The sequence below is a fragment of the Allobaculum fili genome (assembly GCF_020969955.1).
In the GTDB taxonomy this organism is placed as follows: Bacteria; Bacillota_I; Bacilli_A; order Erysipelotrichales; family Erysipelotrichaceae; genus Allobaculum; species Allobaculum fili.
The window spans coordinates 1-19613 of record NZ_JAHDSX010000007.1 but is presented as its reverse complement, the minus strand read 5'-3'; the positions used below and the strand labels follow the sequence as shown (position 1 = coordinate 19613).

Annotated in this window: 8 protein-coding genes and 1 pseudogene; all 9 read left to right on the top strand. The window is 50.5% G+C overall.

What is annotated here, in order from left to right:
• Positions 1-210 precede the first annotated feature (210 nt).
• Positions 211-2304: a glutamine synthetase III family protein gene (locus Afil_RS02835; RefSeq protein ID WP_230267007.1), complete on the top strand. Its 2094-nt coding sequence runs from the start codon at positions 211-213 to the stop codon at positions 2302-2304.
• A gap of 56 nt (positions 2305-2360) precedes the next feature.
• Entirely contained in the window at positions 2361-3944 is a 1584-nt protein-coding gene (asnB, locus tag Afil_RS02830) for an asparagine synthase B (protein ID WP_230267006.1), read from the top strand.
• Positions 3945-3957: 13 nt separating this feature from the next.
• Positions 3958-8454 carry a glutamate synthase large subunit gene (gene gltB / locus Afil_RS02825; protein ID WP_230267005.1) on the top strand — a complete coding sequence of 1499 codons (4497 nt, stop codon included), beginning with the start codon at positions 3958-3960 and terminating at the stop codon, positions 8452-8454.
• Between the two features lie 16 nt (positions 8455-8470).
• The gene (locus Afil_RS02820; protein ID WP_230267004.1) at positions 8471-9916 is read left to right on the top strand and encodes a glutamate synthase subunit beta; all 1446 of its coding nucleotides are present in this window, start codon (positions 8471-8473) and stop codon (positions 9914-9916) included.
• A gap of 356 nt (positions 9917-10272) precedes the next feature.
• Complete coding sequence (locus Afil_RS02815; protein ID WP_230267003.1) at positions 10273-10746, top strand: RNA polymerase sigma factor; 474 nt, start codon at positions 10273-10275, stop codon at positions 10744-10746.
• A gap of 53 nt (positions 10747-10799) precedes the next feature.
• Positions 10800-11843 (top strand): zf-HC2 domain-containing protein, encoded by a 1044-nt coding sequence (locus Afil_RS02810; protein ID WP_230267002.1) that lies wholly within the window; start codon positions 10800-10802, stop codon positions 11841-11843.
• A gap of 389 nt (positions 11844-12232) precedes the next feature.
• Complete coding sequence (locus Afil_RS02805) at positions 12233-13129, top strand: NAD(P)/FAD-dependent oxidoreductase (protein ID WP_230267001.1); 897 nt, start codon at positions 12233-12235, stop codon at positions 13127-13129.
• A 426-nt stretch (positions 13130-13555) separates the two neighbouring features.
• Positions 13556-18340, top strand: a complete 4785-nt coding sequence (locus Afil_RS02800) for a Spy0128 family protein (RefSeq protein WP_230267000.1) — start codon at positions 13556-13558, stop codon at positions 18338-18340.
• 341 nt (positions 18341-18681) lie between these two features.
• Positions 18682-19613: pseudogene (locus Afil_RS02795) on the top strand (hypothetical protein); the annotation flags it as partial.

Below are 19613 nucleotides of genomic sequence, written 5' to 3'. Positions count from 1 at the left end.
AAACATTCAATTGTAATCGTTTACATTGCAGATCCTGTGTCCGGAACGCTTTTTCCGTTTCCGTTCTTGACCATGCGCTTTTTGATCTTGTATTCTTACACCAGCGAAAAGGCAAAGACGCCAATAAGCTTCAACCCACGTTCACTCCGATTAAGTGGCGAGTTGCAGCTGGAGTGTCTTTGCCTTTTTTCTACTATAAGGAGATGGATTATGAATACGAACGTCGCAGAAATCTTTGGTGAAAAGGTCTTTGACGACCAGAAGATGCGAGAGCGTCTGCCAAAAGATACGTATCGAGAACTGAAAAAAACGATCGACCAGGGCCTTCCGCTGAACCGTAAAATCGCCAACGCCGTCGCCCATGCCATGAAAGTCTGGGCCATTGAAGAAGGCGCGACCCATTTCACGCACTGGTTCCAGCCGATGACCGGCATTACCGCTGAAAAGCACGATTCCTTTATTACGCCGGACGGAGACGGAACCGTCATTATGGGCTTTAAAGGCTCCGAGCTCATTAAAGGCGAACCGGATGCTTCCTCTTTTCCAAACGGCGGTCTGCGTGCCACGTTTGAAGCCCGCGGCTATACCGCATGGGACCCCACCAGCAATGCATTTATTAAGGAAGGCGTTCTTTGCATTCCTACCGCTTTCTGTTCCTATACCGGACACGCTCTGGATAAGAAAACGCCTCTGCTGCGATCAATGGAAGCGATCGGAAAGCAGACCAGGCGGATTCTTCGCCTGTTTGGAATCGATGATGTCGCCTCCGTCAAAACGACCGTCGGTCCCGAACAGGAATATTTTCTCGTCGACCGCGATCTGTACAACCAGCGCAAGGATCTGATCTTTACTGGACGTACCCTCTTTGGCGCACCGGCTCCAAAAGGGCAGGAAATGGAAGATCATTACTTTGGAACGATTCAGTCCCGCGTAAAATCGTTCATGGACGAACTGAATGTCGAGCTGTGGAAACTTGGCGTCATGGCAAAAACCCAGCATAACGAAGTGGCGCCCGCTCAGTTTGAAATCGCACCGATTTTCTCGACCACCAACCTGGCGACCGATCAGAACCAGCTGACTATGGAACTGATCCAGCGTATCGCCAAAAAACATAACCTGGTTGCTCTGCTTCACGAAAAGCCTTTTGAAGGCATTAACGGCAGCGGCAAGCACAACAACTGGTCCCTCTCCACCAATACCGGACTAAACCTTCTCGAACCCGGCGATACCCCGTACGAAAACCTGCAGTTTCTGACGTTCCTGGCCGGCATTGTCAAAGCCGTCGACGAACACCAGGATCTGCTCCGCCTTTCGGTAGCCACCGCCGGAAACGATCACCGTCTGGGTGCAAACGAAGCGCCTCCGGCTATCATCTCCATCTTTACCGGCGACGAACTCGCGGAAGTCATCGAAGCGATCAAAGCCGATGCCGATTACGGAAGCAAGGACAAGCAGTTCATGAACATCGGTGCCCGCGTTCTGCCTAAACTTCCCGTTGACACGACCGACCGCAACCGCACATCCCCGTTCGCGTTTACCGGCAACAAGTTTGAATTCCGTATGCCCGGCTCCGCCCAGTCCATTGCCGGCATCAATATGATTCTGAATACGGCGATCGCCGATTCGCTGATGCAGATTGCCGACGTGCTCGAACAGGCCGAAGATCTTCCTTCCGCTCTGCACAAGCTGCTTCGTGACATTTTCACGAATCATTCCCGCATCATCTTTAATGGCAACGGCTATTCCGACGAATGGGTCGAAGAAGCCGAACGCCGCGGCCTGCTCAATCTCAGGACCACGCCGGAAGCCATCCCGTATTTAAAACGCCCCGAGAATATTGCGCTCTTTGAACGGCATCACGTTCTGAGCGAAGAAGAAGTTCTCTCCCGCTATGAAATCCTGATGGAAGAATACGTTCATCTGCTGAACATCGAAGCCAGAACGATGATCGACATGGCCGGCCAGGAAATCCTTCCTGCCGTCAGTGCCTATCAGAAATCGCTTGCCGATACCGTTCTAGTCAAAACCCAGGTGGGTCTGCCCGCCGATCAGGGCTACGAAGGCACGATGCTGGCGCGCGGCAATTCCGAACTGACCAAAGCGTTTGCAGCGCTCGAACAGCTCAAGGCCGATCGCGATACGATGGATCATCTGGAACCGATCGAAACTGCAGCCGACTATGTCCGCGAAGTAATCCTCCCGGATATGGAAGAGCTGAGAAAGCATTGCGACGCGCTCGAAACCATGACGGACCAGAAATACTGGCCGTTCCCTGGCTACGATCGACTTCTGTTTGGACTCTAAATTTCACAAGCGGCTCTGCCGCTTGTTTTCTTTCACCCATTTTTAAGGAGAATCTTATGTGCACAGTTTTTTCCGTACAGACTTATCATCCGAATGCTGATGCAATCGAAGCGGCTTTGAAGAAAACGGAAACCCGCGGACCGGATGACACGAAGGTCGTTGTACTCGATGGCGCAGTGCTTGGATTCCAGCGGCTGTCCATTATGGGCCCTGACGCTTCAGGCATGCAGCCCTTCTTTCTTGGCGAAAATGCGCTGGTCTGCAATGGCGAAATTTACGGGTTTCGAAAAATCAAAAGCGAACTGGCGGCCAGAGGCTATGCCTTCCATTCCGATTCTGACTGCGAAATTCTGCTTCCTCTTTACGAAGAATACGGCACCGGGATGTTTGAACAGCTTGATGCGGAATTTGCGTGCGTGATTTACGATGGCCAGTCGAAATCGCTGATCGCTGCCCGCGATCCGATCGGCATTCGTCCTCTGCATTACGGCTATACCCCATACGGCGAAATCTGCTTTGCCTCAGAAGCCAAAAACCTGGAAGGGCTGGTCGAAACGATTTATCCCTTCCCGCCCGGACATTTTTACAAAGACGGTCAGTTCATCTGTTATCGTGACATGAGTCAGGTGGATGCCGTGATTGACGATGATCTTGAAACGATCTGCAAAACCATTCATGACCGGCTGATTGACGGCGTGCTGAAACGCCTGGATGCGGATATGCCCGTCGGTTTCCTCCTTTCCGGAGGACTCGATTCCTCTCTGGTCTGCACCATTGCCGCCAGACAGATGGACCGTCCGATCGAAACGTTTGCGATCGGCATGGAAGACGATGCGATCGATCTCAAATACGCAAGACAGGTCGCTGAATTTATCGGAAGTAATCATCACGAACTGATCATGACCAAAGAGGAAGTGCTCTCCTCTCTGGAAGAAGTCATTGCCGAACTGGCTACGTTTGATATCACAACGATCCGCGCGTCCATGGGTATGTATCTCCTCTGCAAAAAGATCCGGGAAATGAGCGATATCCGCGTGCTTCTGACCGGTGAGATTTCCGATGAGCTGTTCGGGTACAAATACACCGACTTCGCCCCCTCCCCTGAAGAATTCCAGAAAGAAAGCGAGAAGCGTGTACGCGAGCTGCATATGTATGACGTTCTGCGAGCCGACCGGTGCATTTCCACCCATTCCATGGAAGCCCGGGTCCCCTTTGGAGATCTCGATTTCGTCTCCTACGTAATGGCCGTCGATCCGGCCAGAAAGATGAATACGTACGGCATCGGCAAATACCTTCTGCGTCATGCTTTTGAAGAGGATCATCTGCTTCCTGAGTCCATTCTCTTCCGTCAGAAAGCCGCGTTCTCGGATGCGGTCGGCCATTCGATGGCCGATGATCTCAAAGCGTATGCCGAAGAACGATATACCGATGAAGAATTCGAAGAAAAGAGACAGCAGTATACGCATGCGATGCCCTTTACCAAGGAGTCGCTGCTGTATCGCGAACTGTTTGAAAAACACTATCCAGGCCAGTCGCAGATGATTGTCGATTTCTGGATGCCCAATAAAAACTGGAAGGGATGCGATGTGAAAGATCCCTCCGCCCGCGTGCTTTCCAACTACGGGGAAAGCGGAAGCTAGAAAGGAAATCCTTATGAATGAATTCCTGAAAGAACACGATGCCTGCGGCATCGGTACCGTCTGTCAGATGGACGGTACGCCTTCCCATCACGTTGTCGACCAGGCGCTCCATATTGTCGAAAAGCTCGAACACCGCGCCGGAAAAGATGCCAGCGGAACGGTAGGCGATGGAGTCGGCATTCTTCTGCAGGTCAGCGATACCTTTTTCACCAAGGCCTGCCGGCAGATCGATATCGACTACGTCCCCAATGGCCGTACCGGCATCGGCATGTTTTTCTTTCCGCAAAATGAACTCGAACGAAACCAGGCCAAAAAGCTGTTTGTGACGATGGCCCGCAAGGAAGACTGTACGTTTCTGGGCTGGCGAAAGGTGCCCGTTCAGGAAGAAATTCTTGGCGAACCCGCAAAAGAATGCATGCCCTCCATCTGGCAGGCGTTTCTCAAAGCGCCAGATACAGTAAAGACGCGCAAGGACTTTGATCGTCTGCTCTATGTGCTTCGCCGCGAGTTTGAAAAGAGCTGTCCGCACACATACGTCGCGTCGCTTTCCTGCCGGACGATCGTCTACAAAGGCATGTTTTTAGTGGATCAGCTGCGGCGGTTTTATCTGGATCTGCAGTCGGAAGACTATCAGAGTGCTATCGCAATCGTGCATTCCCGCTTTTCGACCAACACAAAACCAAGCTGGAAACGCGCGCATCCCAACCGGATGATTGCGCACAACGGCGAAATCAACACAATTCGCGGCAATGCAAACCGCATGCTGGCGCGTGAAGAAAGCATGACGAGTCCGCTGATCGACACCCAGTATAAAAAAGTCCTTCCCGTCATTAATCCGGATGGATCCGATTCAGCCATGCTCGACAATACACTCGAATTTCTGACGATGAACGGCATGGATCTGGCCAAGGCGGTTGCAATCTGCATTCCCGAACCGTGGAAGCATGTCCCGATGGATCCAAAGCGCAAGGACTTTTATCACTACTACGCGACCATGATGGAACCCTGGGACGGTCCAGCGGCCATTCTGTTTTCCGATGGCGAAGTGTGCGGGGCAGTTCTTGATCGAAACGGTCTGCGTCCAGCGCGCTACTACATCACCAAAGACGGGCAGTTCATTCTTTCTTCGGAAGTCGGCGTACTCGATATTGAACCGGATCAGATCGTCGAAAAATCGCGGCTGATGCCCGGCCGAATGCTGCTGATCGATACGAAGGAAGGCCGCCTGATTCCTGATGAAGAACTGAAAGCGCGCTACGCCAGTTCTCACCCGTATGGCGAATGGCTGAGCCTGAAACTCATGCATCTCGAAGATCTCAAATCGCGCGATCGAAAACCGCAGATGCACGAGCAGAAACTGCGCGACGAACTGTACCGCAATTTCGGCTACACTTACGAAGATGTGAACGATCAGATTTTGCCGATGGCCAGAGAAGCAAAAGAACCGATTGCTTCCATGGGAACCGATGTTCCGTTAGCGCTGCTCTCGAAACTTCATCCCACGCTCTTTCATTATTTCAAGCAGCTGTTCGCGCAGGTCACCAATCCGCCGATCGATTCGCTGCGCGAAAAAGTCGTTACCGATACGACCATCTATATTGGTTCTTCTGGAAATCTTCTCGAAGAAAAAGCCGGCAACTGCGCACTGCTGGAAATCAATCATCCCATTCTCGATGCCAGCGACATGGACAAAATTCGCAGTCTCAATCAGCCGGGACTGAAATCCCGCGTCATTTCCCTGCTCTTTTACAAAGGAATGCCCCTCAAGGACGCGCTCGATCAGCTGTTTATCGAATGCGACCGGGCATACCGAGACGGCTGTTCGATTCTGATTCTTTCCGACCAGGGCGTGGACGAAAGCCATATGGCGATTCCGAGTCTGCTTGCGGTTTCGGCCCTTGAACAGCATCTGGTCGCTACGAAAAAGAAGACGGCCATGTCGATTCTTCTCGAAAGCGGCGAGCCGAAAACGGTCCATGAATTTGCGGCTTTGCTCGGTTTTGGTGCCAGCGGCATTTATCCGTATCTCGCCCACGAATGCATCGAAGAGCTGATCGACAAGGACATTCTCGATAAGGAACCTTCCAAAGCCATCGAAGACTACAATCAGGCGGTCCTTTCGGGCATCGTCAAAATTGCCGCCAAAATGGGCATTTCCACCCTCCAGTCGTATCAGGGTGCTCAGATTTTTGAAGCCGTAGGTATTTCCAAAGACGTTATCGACGCGTACTTCACGAATACGCAGTACGAAATCGGCGGTATTGGTCTGAAGGAAATCGAAGAAGATCTGCTCTGGCGCCACGCCCGTGCCTTCGATCCGCTCGGATTGCGCGCCAATACGTCTCTCGATTCGATCGGCTTTCATAAGCTGCGCTCGGGCAAAGGCAAGGAAGACCACCTGTATTCTCCAGAAGCGATTGTTATGCTCCAGAGCGCAGTGCAGACCGGGGATTATGACTTGTTCAAAGCGTATTCGAAACGGATTCATGACGAAAATGCACCCCATAACCTGCGCAACCTTCTTTGTTTTGAGGGAAGCCGTCCATCGATTCCGCTGGAAGATGTCGAACCCGTTGAATCGATCGTGAAACGCTTTAAAACGGGGGCCATGTCGTATGGGTCCATTTCTCAGGAAGCGCACGAATGCATGGCGGAAGCCATGAACCGTCTGGGCGGCCGTTCGAACTCCGGGGAAGGCGGCGAACGGCCCGAACGCTATGGAACCTTGCGCAATTCCGCCATTAAGCAGGTTGCTTCCGGCCGCTTTGGCGTCGATTCCGCCTATCTCTGCTCCGCCAGCGAAATTCAGATCAAGATGGCGCAGGGCGCCAAGCCGGGCGAAGGCGGTCATCTGCCAGGCGGCAAAGTGTATCCGTGGATCGCGAAAACGCGCTGTTCCACGCCAGGCGTAACGCTGATTTCTCCGCCTCCTCACCACGATATTTACTCGATTGAAGATCTCGCCCAGCTCATTTTCGATTTGAAAAACGCGAATCGAGACGCCAGAATTTCCGTCAAGCTCTGTTCGGAAAACGGGGTAGGCACCGTCGCCTGCGGTGTCGCCAAGGCCGGTGCGGCGGTCATCCTGATTTCCGGCTACGACGGCGGTACCGGCGCTGCCGGCCAGAGTTCGATCCATCATGCAGGTCTTCCCTGGGAGCTCGGTCTCATTCAGTCGCATAAGGAACTGAGTGCCAATGGTCTGCGTCAGCAGGTGATTCTCGAAACGGACGGCAAGCTCATGAGCGGAATCGATGTCGCCATCGCGGCGTTACTTGGCGCGGAAGAATTTGGCTTTGCGACGGCTCCGCTCGTATCCATGGGCTGCCGCATGATGCGCGTCTGCTCACTCGATACGTGTCCGTTTGGCATTGCGACTCAGAACGAAGAACTGCGCAAGCGCTTTAAGGGCAAACCGGAATACGTCATGAACTTCATGCGTTTTACCGCCATGGAACTGCGCGAAATCATGGCTGAACTGGGCTTTGCGACGCTCGATGAAATGGTTGGTCAGGCGGCCAGCTGTCTGAAAGTCCGAAATACGCAGGCACTCGAACGCGCCGAACTTGCTCATCTTGATGATCTTCTCAAAGGCATTGAACCGATCCATCATCAAAGCGGTCAGGCGTTTGATTTTCATCTCGAACAGAGTCTGGATGTGGATGTGCTCCTTCCTGCGCTGCGCAAAAATCTGAAACGCAGAAAAGCGTGTGAGATGGATGTCGACATCTGTTCGACCAACCGCACCTTTGGCACGATTCTTGGCAGTGAAATGACCCGCTCTTTAGCCAAAGGCGAAACGCTGGACGAAGATCTGATTACCGTACGGGCGCATGGCGGTGCCGGACAGTCCTTTGGCGCGTTCATTCCGCAAGGGCTCCGCCTGGAATGTGAAGGCGATGCCAACGATTACCTTGGAAAAGGTCTTTCTGGCGGTACGCTGGCCATTTATCCGCCAAAAGTTTCCGGCTTTAAACCGGAAGAAAATGTGATCATCGGCAATGTGGCGCTTTATGGAGCCACTTCGGGCAAAGCGTTCATCAACGGAAAAGCCGGCGAACGCTTCTGCGTTCGAAACTCTGGCGCCGTGGCGGTCTGTGAGGGCTGCGGCGATCACGGACTCGAATACATGACTGGCGGAACGGCCGTGGTTTTAGGTCCGGTCGGCAAAAACTTTGCGGCCGGCATGAGCGGCGGCATCGCCTACGTGCTCGATCGAGAGCATGAGCTGTATCTCCATGTGAACCCGGAACTTGTCGATCTGGAAATGCTGGAAAGCAAAACCGATATTGAGGCCCTTGAAGCCATTCTTAAAGACCATGTGAAAGCGACCGGCAGTCCTTTAGCCGCATCGCTTTTAAAGGACTATCGGACGAAGCTCGATCAGTTCAAGAAAATCGTGCCGCGCGATTACCAGAAAATCCGCACAGATATCAAGGCGCTTGAAGATCTGGGCTACAGCGAACAGGAAGCCGCTCTCAAAGCCTTTGAGATGGCCTATCCGCACTAGAAAGGACGATGTCACTATGGAAAAGAACTTTGGATTTCTTGAATACACCAGGCAGGATGACCCGATTCTTCCGGAATCCGAACGTTTGAAAACGTTTGGCGAATTTCATCGTCCCTTAGACGAAAGCCGAAGAAGAGAACAGGCGGCGCGCTGCATGCACTGCGGCGTTCCGTTCTGTCAGTCCGCGATTTCCCTGAACGGAATGACGACAGGCTGTCCGCTTCACAATCTCATTCCGGAATGGAACGAACAGCTCGCCCTCAAAAACGATCAGTACGCCCTCATCCGGCTTTTGAAAACGAACCCGTTTCCTGAATTTACCAGCCGGATCTGCCCTGCGCTCTGTGAAAAGGCGTGCATCAACGGCATCGATTCACAGCCGACCACGGTTCATGACAACGAGTTTTTCATTATTGAAAACGGGTTTAAAAACGGCTGGGTCAAGCCGGCCGAAATTGAGGAACAGACCGGAAAGCGCGTGGCGATCATCGGTTCCGGTCCTTCCGGTCTGAGCTGCGCAAACTATCTCAATCGGCGCGGTCACTTTGTGGATGTCTATGAAAAGGACGATCGTCCTGGCGGACTTCTGATGTACGGCATTCCCAACATGAAACTCGACAAGTCAGTCGTTGAACGGCGCATCCATCTGCTCGAACAGGAAGGCGTGGCTTTTCTTTGCGGCGTAGAAGCCGGCAGGGACATTTCCTTTGAACAGCTAAAAACGCAGTACGACGCGATCGTTCTGGCAGCCGGCAGCATCGTGCCGCGCAGTCTGAATGGAGTCGACACGGCGCTTGGCGGCGTATATTATGCGGTCGATTTTTTGCGGCAGACGACTAAGGATGTTCTGGCCGGTACCGATTTTCTGATTTCGGCCAAAGACAAAAACGTGATTATCGTCGGCGGCGGGGATACGGGAAATGACTGCACAGGAACCGTTCTTCGTCAGCACTGCAAATCCGTTACTGCTCTGGAAATGATGCCCAAGCCGCCGCTGCACCGCGCTGAAAACAATCCATGGCCGGAATGGCCCAAAGTCCTGAAAACCGATTACGGGCAAAAAGAAGCTATAGAACGATTTGGAGAAGATCCGCGTCGTTTCCAGACGACGATCGCCTCCATTACCGAACAGGACGGGCATATTGAAAGCGTAACGACCGTAGAAGTTGGTCCGGGCTTTAAACCGATTGAAGGTACAGAACAGACGCTTCCCTGCGATCTGCTGCTGATCGCGGCTGGATTTGTGGGCGTACCGCAGTCTCTGGCCAGCGAATTTGATCTGCCGCTTACCGCTCGAAACACCATCGAAACAGAAGCCGGCGGAAAACGCGTATCTGACGCGCTGTTCGCGTGCGGCGACTGCCGTCGCGGCCAGTCTCTGGTCGTCTGGGCGCTGATGGAAGGCCGGGAGTGTGCCAGAGAAGTCGATGAATACCTCATGGGCTACTCGAATATCGAATAGACTAAGTCAAAAAGAATGGTGAAAAAAAGAAGGATGAAAAAAGATGAATGGCTGATCGGCAAAGCGCGGAACTGACGAGAAGGTCTGCGCCTTCCCGATCGGATTCCTCCATTCCTCTTGCGCAAATCCTGTTCCACAAACCATTTCCATTTTCAGGAGGATCAATTCGTAAACTCGATTCGTCCTCCTTTTTTTCTTTCTGGATTCGTTTTGCATTCCATATACGGGATTTCTAAGACAGCAGGATGGCGGTATGATTGATTTCCTCAGACAAATTTCAAATTTTGAAAATAAATCTCTCCTGAATGTAACAAAGTACAGCGTTCCTGCGTCTTATAAGTGAAAGGAGGAACACGATGAATCAGGATCTTGATCAGATGTACAGAACCTATTCCCGCAAGGTGTACTTGTATCTGCTCTCGCTCAGTCAGAATCCAGCTTTATCCGAAGACCTGATGCAGGAAACCTTTCTGAAGGCGGCTCTGAAAATCGATACGTTCCAGGGAAACAGTTCCCTTTCCTCATGGCTTTGCTCGATCGCAAAAAATCTGTACTGCGATGCTATGCGGCGGCAGAAGAATCATGTTCCATTGGCAGAAGAAATGTTCTCCTTCGATCCGAAACAAAGGGATCTGCGCATTTTTGGATGCCTGCATGAGCTTTCTGAACCGTACCGGGAAATCCTGTATCTGAGAATTTTCTGTTTCATGAGCTATCGGGAAATCGGAGAAATACTGGGCAGAAGCGAAACGTGGAGCCGGGTGATGTTTTATCGAGGCAAGGAAAAGCTTCGCGAATTATGGCTAAGGAAAGAGGGGAATGTAAAATGATGAATTTACCGGAGAACAATCCAGATAAAAGGAATGCGAATACAGAAAATTCAATGAATATGGAGACGGCTTTCGACAAGGAATTCGTTGATTCCAATACGCAATGTGAACTGGTACAGGATCTTCTTCCTCTTTACGTGGAAGGACTGACCAGCCCGTTAAGCAGTGCGTTTATCCAGAGACATATCGATCAGTGTCCGAAATGCAAAGCCGAATGGGATGCGATGCGTCAACCCGTCCCAGAGATCCCGGACGTACAGGACATTCCTGTAAAAAACGCCCTGAAAAAGACAGGGCGTACGCTTCGAAAAAATCGGGTGATCGTCACCGTTCTGATCCTTCTCTGTCTGGTTCTTGGCATCGGGTCCGGCGTTCTGTTTTTTCACGGCAGCCGTCTGGAGGTACAGGATGTCTACATCCGGTCGCAGTATCAAAGCGAGGATGGAAACTCCACCGTTCTTGTTATAGCCGGTACGAGTCCTTCCATCGGATTTGTAAAAAGCCAGATCGCCTGCGACGCCAGCAATGAAAACTGCGAACTGACGCTCTATGGCGGGAGCGGCCTGCTCAGCCAGAAAGAAACCGTTGAAGTCGACTTTCCGCAGTCCGTCCAGCAAATTACGCTTAAGGGAGAAGTCATTTACCGGGATGGGGAGATTATTAATGCGATGGGCCGCTATTACGCTCCGTATATGAACGGATCTCCAGGCGACACTCAGCGAATGCCGCTGTGCTGGCCGAATTTCACGGTGGATCACAGGCCCGTCTCTTTCACAATGGACTACACGGAAGATCCACAATCTCGAATCTGGATATGGAAAACGGAAGACTGCACCCTGAATCAGTTTTCTGAATCCGAGGTTCATTCCTGGAAAGACCGCTGCAAAATCATACTGGCATTAACCCCTGCTCTGCAGGAAATCCGCGTACAGGATAAAAACGGCGACAGTCTGTCGGTAAGCAGAAAAGATCTGGAAAGTCTTTTAACTGAAGAACAGATCCAGAACGGATTTGCGAACGAAGCCGAACTTCAGCGCTTTTTAAACGAAATTGCGCCAGCAGATCCAGAACAGATTCACGAACGAAGTCGAACTTAGCGCTTTTTAACGTAATTGCGCCAGCTGCGTAAACAATTGGATTGAAGGCAATCTATTTCAACGCGAAAACGCCAGACGGAAAAGACGGATCTCGCTTTTCTCTCTGGCATTTTTATGTATTCGTTACCCTTCCCCATTAAAACCAGGTATTCGATTATTTCGAACCAGGAAGGCGATGGAATAAACATAGAATTTGAGTCTGATTCTTTCTTCCCCGCTCCCTTTTTCATTCCTTTGCAGGTCAAAACAGACATGAGCAGATTACAAGCTCCACCTGTTCCCCGCTTATAAAATATAGATGAATCTGCTCCCGGCAAAACTTCTTCTCGAGCTGACCGCTCAGGATTCTTATTTTTTGCGGGTTTGGGGGCAGAAGCGGAGGTTTATTTATGTACGATATGATTATTGTCGGCGCAGGTCCTGCGGGAATCAGCGCTGCTGTTTATGCGAAAAGCCGCGGCAGGGACGTTGTTGTCCTGGATGAAAACGGTGTAGGCGGCCTCATTAAGAACGTCTCCTGCATTACCCATTACGAAGGCGTTCTGGACCAGGAAACCGGTGCAGAATTTGCGAAGCGCATGCAGGATCAGGCAGATCGCTACAACGTGGAAGTCGTTGAGGAAAAAGTTATCGATACAAAACTCGATCAGCCAATGAAAACGGTAGTGACCGAGCAGAATACATATACCGCTCCCGTCGTAATCATTGCGGCCGGCGGAACAAAGAAGAAACTGGGCATTCCCGGTGAAGACAATCCAGGCATGTATCTGAACGCGCCGAGAGATGCCAAAACGTATGCCGGTAAAGATGTTTATGTTATTGGCGGTGCAGACGGGGCCGTGAAAGAAGCACTGTATCTTTCCGAATTTGCGAATAAGGTTTATCTGGTCTGCATTGAACCGGCTCTGGCCTGTATTGCTGAGTTCCGTGAAAAAGTCGCCGATAACGACCGCATTGAAGTCATTGCCCACAGCGCCCTTACTGAAGTGAGCGGAAACGAACAAGTCGACACTCTCACCCTGACCGATCTGAACGATGGATCGGAGCGTATTATTACCGATCCAGGTGCCGGTATTTTCGTTTATGCGGGTGCCATTCCAAATTCCCCGCTTTTCAAAGGCGTGAAAACCGATGAAGCCGGCTACATTCTAACCGATGAATCGATGGAAACCAATCTGGACGGCGTTTATGCCATCGGAGATATTCGGGCGAAAAAAGTGCGTCAGGTTGTAACCGCAGCAAGCGATGGAGCCATTGCGGCGATTTCTGCCAGTCTCAAAAACTAAGGATTCGGACATTTGCCGAGCGGATTTGAAATTTCAAATTGCTCGCTCTTCCATTGACGAAAAGACGAATCGGAAGAACTGAACATTACTCGTTCACGTTCTTCCGTTTTTTTCATCGAAGTACAATGTCATTAAGTTAACCGAATGGCATTGACGTAACACGTTCAGTTTGCTGAATAATTCAACATTTTTGACAGTTTCTTACTGTTTCGGATCATAATGTCTCATTTAAATATCTTAGTCACCGCAACGGATTGTATTTTTTCAAAATGATACATTTCAGATGAGAGCATGTGGACAGCCATGACAGTAAGGGAGGCTTTTATGAAGCGGTGGAACAATCAAAAACATGTATATGGTAAAGATCAGTCCCAAAAGGTCTTTTACAAAAAGCGAAGGCAAAAACAATCCGGTTTCCTGCACTGGATGCTTTCCTGGCTGGTCATTTTTGCGCTTTGTCTGGGATACGGCGTTTCCATCGTTCCCTCTCATGCGCAGGAAACGAACTTCTCATCCGCAAAGGTTTCGCAGACTATGGAAACGACACAGCAAGCGGATCACGATGCAGAAGGATCCTCGCCTTCGGCCGGCAGCTTTGCAGGCGGTGAACGCGTTCTGACGCCCCGCGAAGCGGCAAGCGGCTGTAATGCCGATCATACGATTTCTTTTTCCATGTCCGCAGATCCGTACAGTTCTCTGCAGACGTCCATGTCGAGGATCGGGGAAATTCTTGTTTCCAAAAACGTCCAGCTGCATACGGCCAGTCAGCCGGAAGATTCCTCGTTTGACGTATCGCTCTCCGCGCTTTCAAGCTGGACGAACGTTACCGGTCTTTTAAGCAATCCGGTAGATGTTGTCATGGTTCTCGACACTTCTGGAAGCATGATAGCCAGCTATAACGATTCCGGAATGACGCGTATTGAAGCCATGAAAGATTCCGTGAATCTGTTTATCAACAGTCTGGAAAAATCAAACAGCGAGATCGGGGAGAATTCCCTGAAATCCAATCTCGGAATTATTACGTATAACGATGATGCAAAGGTGGAAATCCCTTTGACCAGCGATATACAGTCCCTTCGGAACTGCGTTAACGCGCTTTCGGTCCAAGGCGTTACCTACTGCAACCTTGGCCTCCAGGAAGGCGAGAAAATGATTCAGGAATCCCAGCAGGACGGCCGCAGCAAGATCGTCATCTTTTTTACCGACGGCATGCCCTCGAACGGTTACGGTTTCACCCGTTCCATCGCCAACGAAGCGGTTTCGGCGGCCAGCAGCATTCGAAAATCCGGAGCCAGGATCTATTCGATCGGCATTTTCCCTGGTGCTGATCCCAATGTCGACGTTGCGCTGGTCAATGGCCAGGAAAATACAAACCGCTTCATGCAGGCGGTTTCTTCGAACTTTCCGGACGCCACCCTGTATTCCGAAGACCTCGGGCCGCGCTCTTCCGATCAGTATTATATGAGCGCCGACAATCCAGCCGATCTGGAAGCCGCCTTTGACTTTGTTTTCCAGACGATGGACGGCGGAAGCGGCTATCCGACCCAGACCGATCCGAACGCTCCAGAAAGTTCCGGGTATATCACCCTGCACGACGAAGCCGGTGAGTGGATGCAGTATGACGATCCCATCCTTTCGGTAAACGGGCAGGAATATTCTCCTGTCTCGCAAAGTGCAAATGGAAATGTTGTTTTCTATCGCTTCTCTGGGCAAGTGCCGACTAACGCATCAGGCGTCATGGCCAATCTGTCCGATATCAAGGTGACGATCACCAAAGGACAGCACGGAATTGGCGATATTCTCGAAACCCAGATTCCGGCAGTCCTTCTTCCACTTGATGTGTATGCGCGCACGTCCCTGCCGGAAAAAGAAAACATGAGCGATTCGGCACAAGTCACTTATGCGATTCCGATTTCCGTGCAGACAACGGCGAGCCTGAATATTTCTATGAAAGATGCTTTAAAAGGAATCAAAAACGATAGCTCGCTGGAATCGGTCAACTGGTTGAACACCCATGCCCAAAGCTCGACCGCGCGGCAAATCAGCATGTACAGTTTCTTTTCCAATCAATGGGAAAGCCGTCGCGCAGCCTGGGCTTCCTTTACCCCTGCAGCGGAAAACGAGTTTTATAATGCCGAACATTCTGATCCTACAGCGTTACAGACCGCGCTTAAAGAAAACAATCCGACCGAAACCGAAAAAAACCTTACGACACTGGAAAAAGAGAGCGAAACAGACGGTTCATCCTATCGTCTGTATCTTGGAAATAACGGACGGCTCGATCTCTCTCTCGACCATTCCGTCACCATTTCAAAAACCGTGCTTTCCCAGGACGATTACCCCGCTCCCGATACGGTATTTACTTACGAAGCCACACTGACTCAGCCGGATGGAACTCCCTTTACTGGAGAGATCGATATCGAAAATACGGAGCATCAGGACGATCAGCTGTCGTTCACAAACGGAAAAGCATCGTTCAGACTTTCCAGCACACAGTCCATCCGTCTTAAAAATGTTCCTTTGTATTCTTCCCTTCAAATCGAAGAAACCCCTGTTCCGGGTTTCACCTGCTCGGTTCATACGATTCATGGAAGTCAAACGGAGGAAAGCGACAGCAATTCCTCAGAAGCCCTTGAATTCATCCCGGGTACGCGCGCATCCATTCATTTTGTGAATACGTATTCCCTGAGCCCATTAACGCTGACGCCGGATCAGAGTTATCTGCGCGGCGAAAAAGTCCTCACCGGCAGAAACTGGCAGAATGGCGATTCCTTTACTTTTGAAGTCCGTGCCCTTTCCCCGGCGAACGCCCCGCTGCCGCAAAAAGCGAATGCGGTCGTTCAGGAATCGGACGCTTCGAGAGCGTTTGACTTTGGATCGGTTACGTTTGATCGTCCCGGTCAATACATTTACGCGATCTATGAAAAAGAACCGGAAGAATCTCTTCCCGGCGTCTCAAATTCCCTGAGCGTGTATGCGGTGCAGATCACGGTAACCGATGGCGGCAACGGAACGATGCAGGTCGGCCCCCCCCAGATTATTCAGCTGCGAAATGATCAGGGCGAATCGGTTCAGAACGCAGTCGGTTCCGCCGTATTTACCAATGCGTATAATGCGCAGGAAACCCAGTACAGTCCTTCCATCACCAAACAGATTGCAGCGTTTCCAAACGGTTCAGACAGCGAACAAAGTGGCATAGCCGCCCCTGACGCATTTACGTTTTCCTTTACCCTTCACGCACTCAATGAAGACGCTCCGATGCCTGCGGGAACTTCCAATGGGTCCGTTCAGGCTGCCAATGCCGGATCGCTAGTGCAGTTCCCGGCGATTTCCTTTGATTCTTCACACATCGGCAAGACGTACCATTACGAGATCAGCGAAGATCCAATTGAGTCCCTCAACCCGGCTGTTCCTGGCATGTCGGCAAGCAATCAGAAGATTCTTCTGGACGTGGTGGTTACCCGAGCACTGGTGTACGGCACGGAAACCGTAGTCTGCACGCCACAGTATTTTACGCAGGATCATCAGCCTCTCACTCCAGAGCAGGCCGTGCTGACCAACCATTACGAGTATTCCCCAGCCATCGCATCGATCCAGGGTGAGAAAACGTTGCAGGGACGCGATATGGCAGCCAATGAATTCTCGTTTACTCTTTCCGGTGCAAATCCGGAAACGATCCAGGCGATTGCAGACAAAAGCATTCAGATCTCGGATCCCGTCTATTCTGGAGCTGCAGAAAACGGCACTCCAGCCGACTTTTCCTTTGAAAACATTCAGTTTTTAAAGCCGGGACGCTACTTCTTCCAGATTCAGGAAGATCCAACCCATTCGCCGGCCATTGAACAGGATGCGAGTCTTCATTATGTGATGGCCGAAGTAGCTCTTGATACGCGAACCGCCAGTTTGCAGGCGCATATTACGTATCTCAATCACGCCGACTACGACGCGAACGCGCTTCAGTTTGAAAATCTCTATGCGCCGCAGTTCGATGAACAGAGTGCCGTTTCCCTAACTGGAGGAAAAATTGTTCTCTCCTCCACAGCGGATTCTGGAATCGAAGATGCGATCTTCCGTTTTCTGATGACGGATCCAAAAGGGGTACAAAGCGTTTTGTATTCGCCTCAAGGCGCCTTTGATATTTTGAAAAATCAGACGTTCCACAAGGCTGGAACTTATGTATACCAGCTGGAAGAACTCCCTGCCGTCTCCGGTTATCCGCAGGAAGCTCTGCAGTTTGATTCGGCCAAATATCGAATTGAAATCGATGTAGTCGATAACGGACAGGGCGTGCTTACTGCTCAGCAGCCCAGAATCTTCCGCAATGATCAGCCGGTCGATCAGATTCTTTTTGAAAATCCAATTGCCGCGATTCCCGCTGTTGCCGATGCGCTCCCGTTTGGTACAAAGGAACTGAGCGGCAAAACACTCGAAGAAAATGAATTCCATTTTACCTGGAGTCTGAAAACGGACGTCGCGGATGGCGTATTCGTCGACGGCAATTTATGGGACAGTCCGCAGGAAGTTACCAATGCGGCCAATGGCGATATTGCCTTTTTCGGCAAGGAACTTCGCTTTGTAAAGCCCGGTCATTACGAAATCACCCTGCAGGAAAATGCCGGAGAGGATCAAAATATTCACTACGACAGCACCCTGCTCAAGTGGAGCTACAATGTGTCCCTTAAGGAAGGTGCACTGACTATTTCCGTCGTCTGGCCGCAGAATCTCCCATTTCATAATGTGTATACATCCTCCGCGACCGAGCCGGTAAGGGTTGCAGTCGCCGCGAAAAAGCAGCTGAAAAACGGAACCCTCAAGGAAGGGGCATTTTCCTTTGAACTTGTTCACGATGGAAACGTCATTCAGACCGTCACCAACAAAAAGGACGGATCGATTGTCTTTGATCCGCTGGCTTTCGACCAGGAAGGCACAGAAGAACTGATTCTTCGTGAAAAGGCCGGAAAGGATACCAGCATTGAATACGACTCGTCGCAGTTCAAAGTGAACGTTAAAATTGAAAAAGACAGCTCGGGAAAACTGGCAGCAGCCGTTACCTATGACAAAGAGCCTGTCTTTGTGAATATGGTTAAATCCGCCGCTCCAAAGCCCGCTTGGCCGCCAAATACAGGAAATCTGACTTTTGTCTGGTTCTGGATCCTTCTCTTTACGGCAGCAGGAAGCACGATTCTATATTTACGGAAACGCGTCCAATAACCAGCTTTAAGAGCGGAGTTCCAAAGTGGATCAGTTTTCAATTACGCAACTGGACCAGTTTTCAATTGACAAAAACAATTAATTAGAACTTTCCCAACGAGCTTAACTATACTAATCGCTCGTTTTTGAAACTTTATCTCATTAGAGAGCCTTTTTTCGAGGCTCTCTTTTAATTCTGCCTGGCTTCATGACCAGACATGCGATTAACAAGCATTATTAAGCAAAAATCGTAAATCAATTTGATTCTGAGAAATTTCATTTTTATTATAAAAATCCTCCCTGTATAGATTATTTAATGATATAAGACAGATATAAATACACTATACGAAAAGGAGCCAAAAATGTCTGTCCCAGCTGAGATTCGTGCCGTCCCACGTCCCAAAAATTCGATTGTCTATGCCTATGGAAAAAACAAGGATCGATACGCTGTCAAGCAGCGAGTCGGCTGTGTCCGCAAGAACGGCCATTGTTATCCGGTCGATGGCCCTACCATCGGCCACATTATTAACGGTAAGTTCGTACCTCTTGAAGAACCGTCTTCCTCTGCTGTTCATACATCTGAGACGGTTCTCAGGGACTGGGCCAATGTTGAACTCTGTTTCAGGCTGTCCGCTGACCTGTTGGATGAACTGCTTCAGGTCTATAATCGTCAGGATGCAGATAAGATTCTGTGCATGGCCATTCTTCGCGTCTGCTATCCGCATATCAAAGACTGCGAACTCAAAGAGAGTTGCGATGAATCATTTCTGACAGAACTGATGCCTGAAACCGCAATGAGCAAGAATACGATCAGCATATTTCAAAAAGATCTTGGAAAAACGTGTAACCGAATTCTGAAGTTCATGAAAAACCGGGCAGCTAAAGTTGGGATTGATGATCATCTTCTGATCGATGGAACACTGAAGTCGAACGATTCCAGGCAAAACACGCTTTCGGAATTTTCCAGAAAAGCCAGACTGAAAGGAAGACGGGATATTTCCGTACTCTATGCTTTTGATCTGGAAAAAATGGAACCCATCTGTTCGCAGTGCTTTCCCGGCAATATGCTCGACCTGACTTTCTATGACAGTTTTGTGAAACAGAATGGCATTCAAAGCGGAATAATGGTTGGAGATAAGGGATTTCCCGTCAAATCGATCGAAGAAATCCTTAAAGACTGCCCGCAGCTTCATTATTTCAACCCGCTTCATCGGAATGCCAAGCTTGCCTTCGATCATGAGATGTATAACTTCGAGGGAGTGATCGAAGGCTGCTGCGGCTTTCTAGGGCAGAT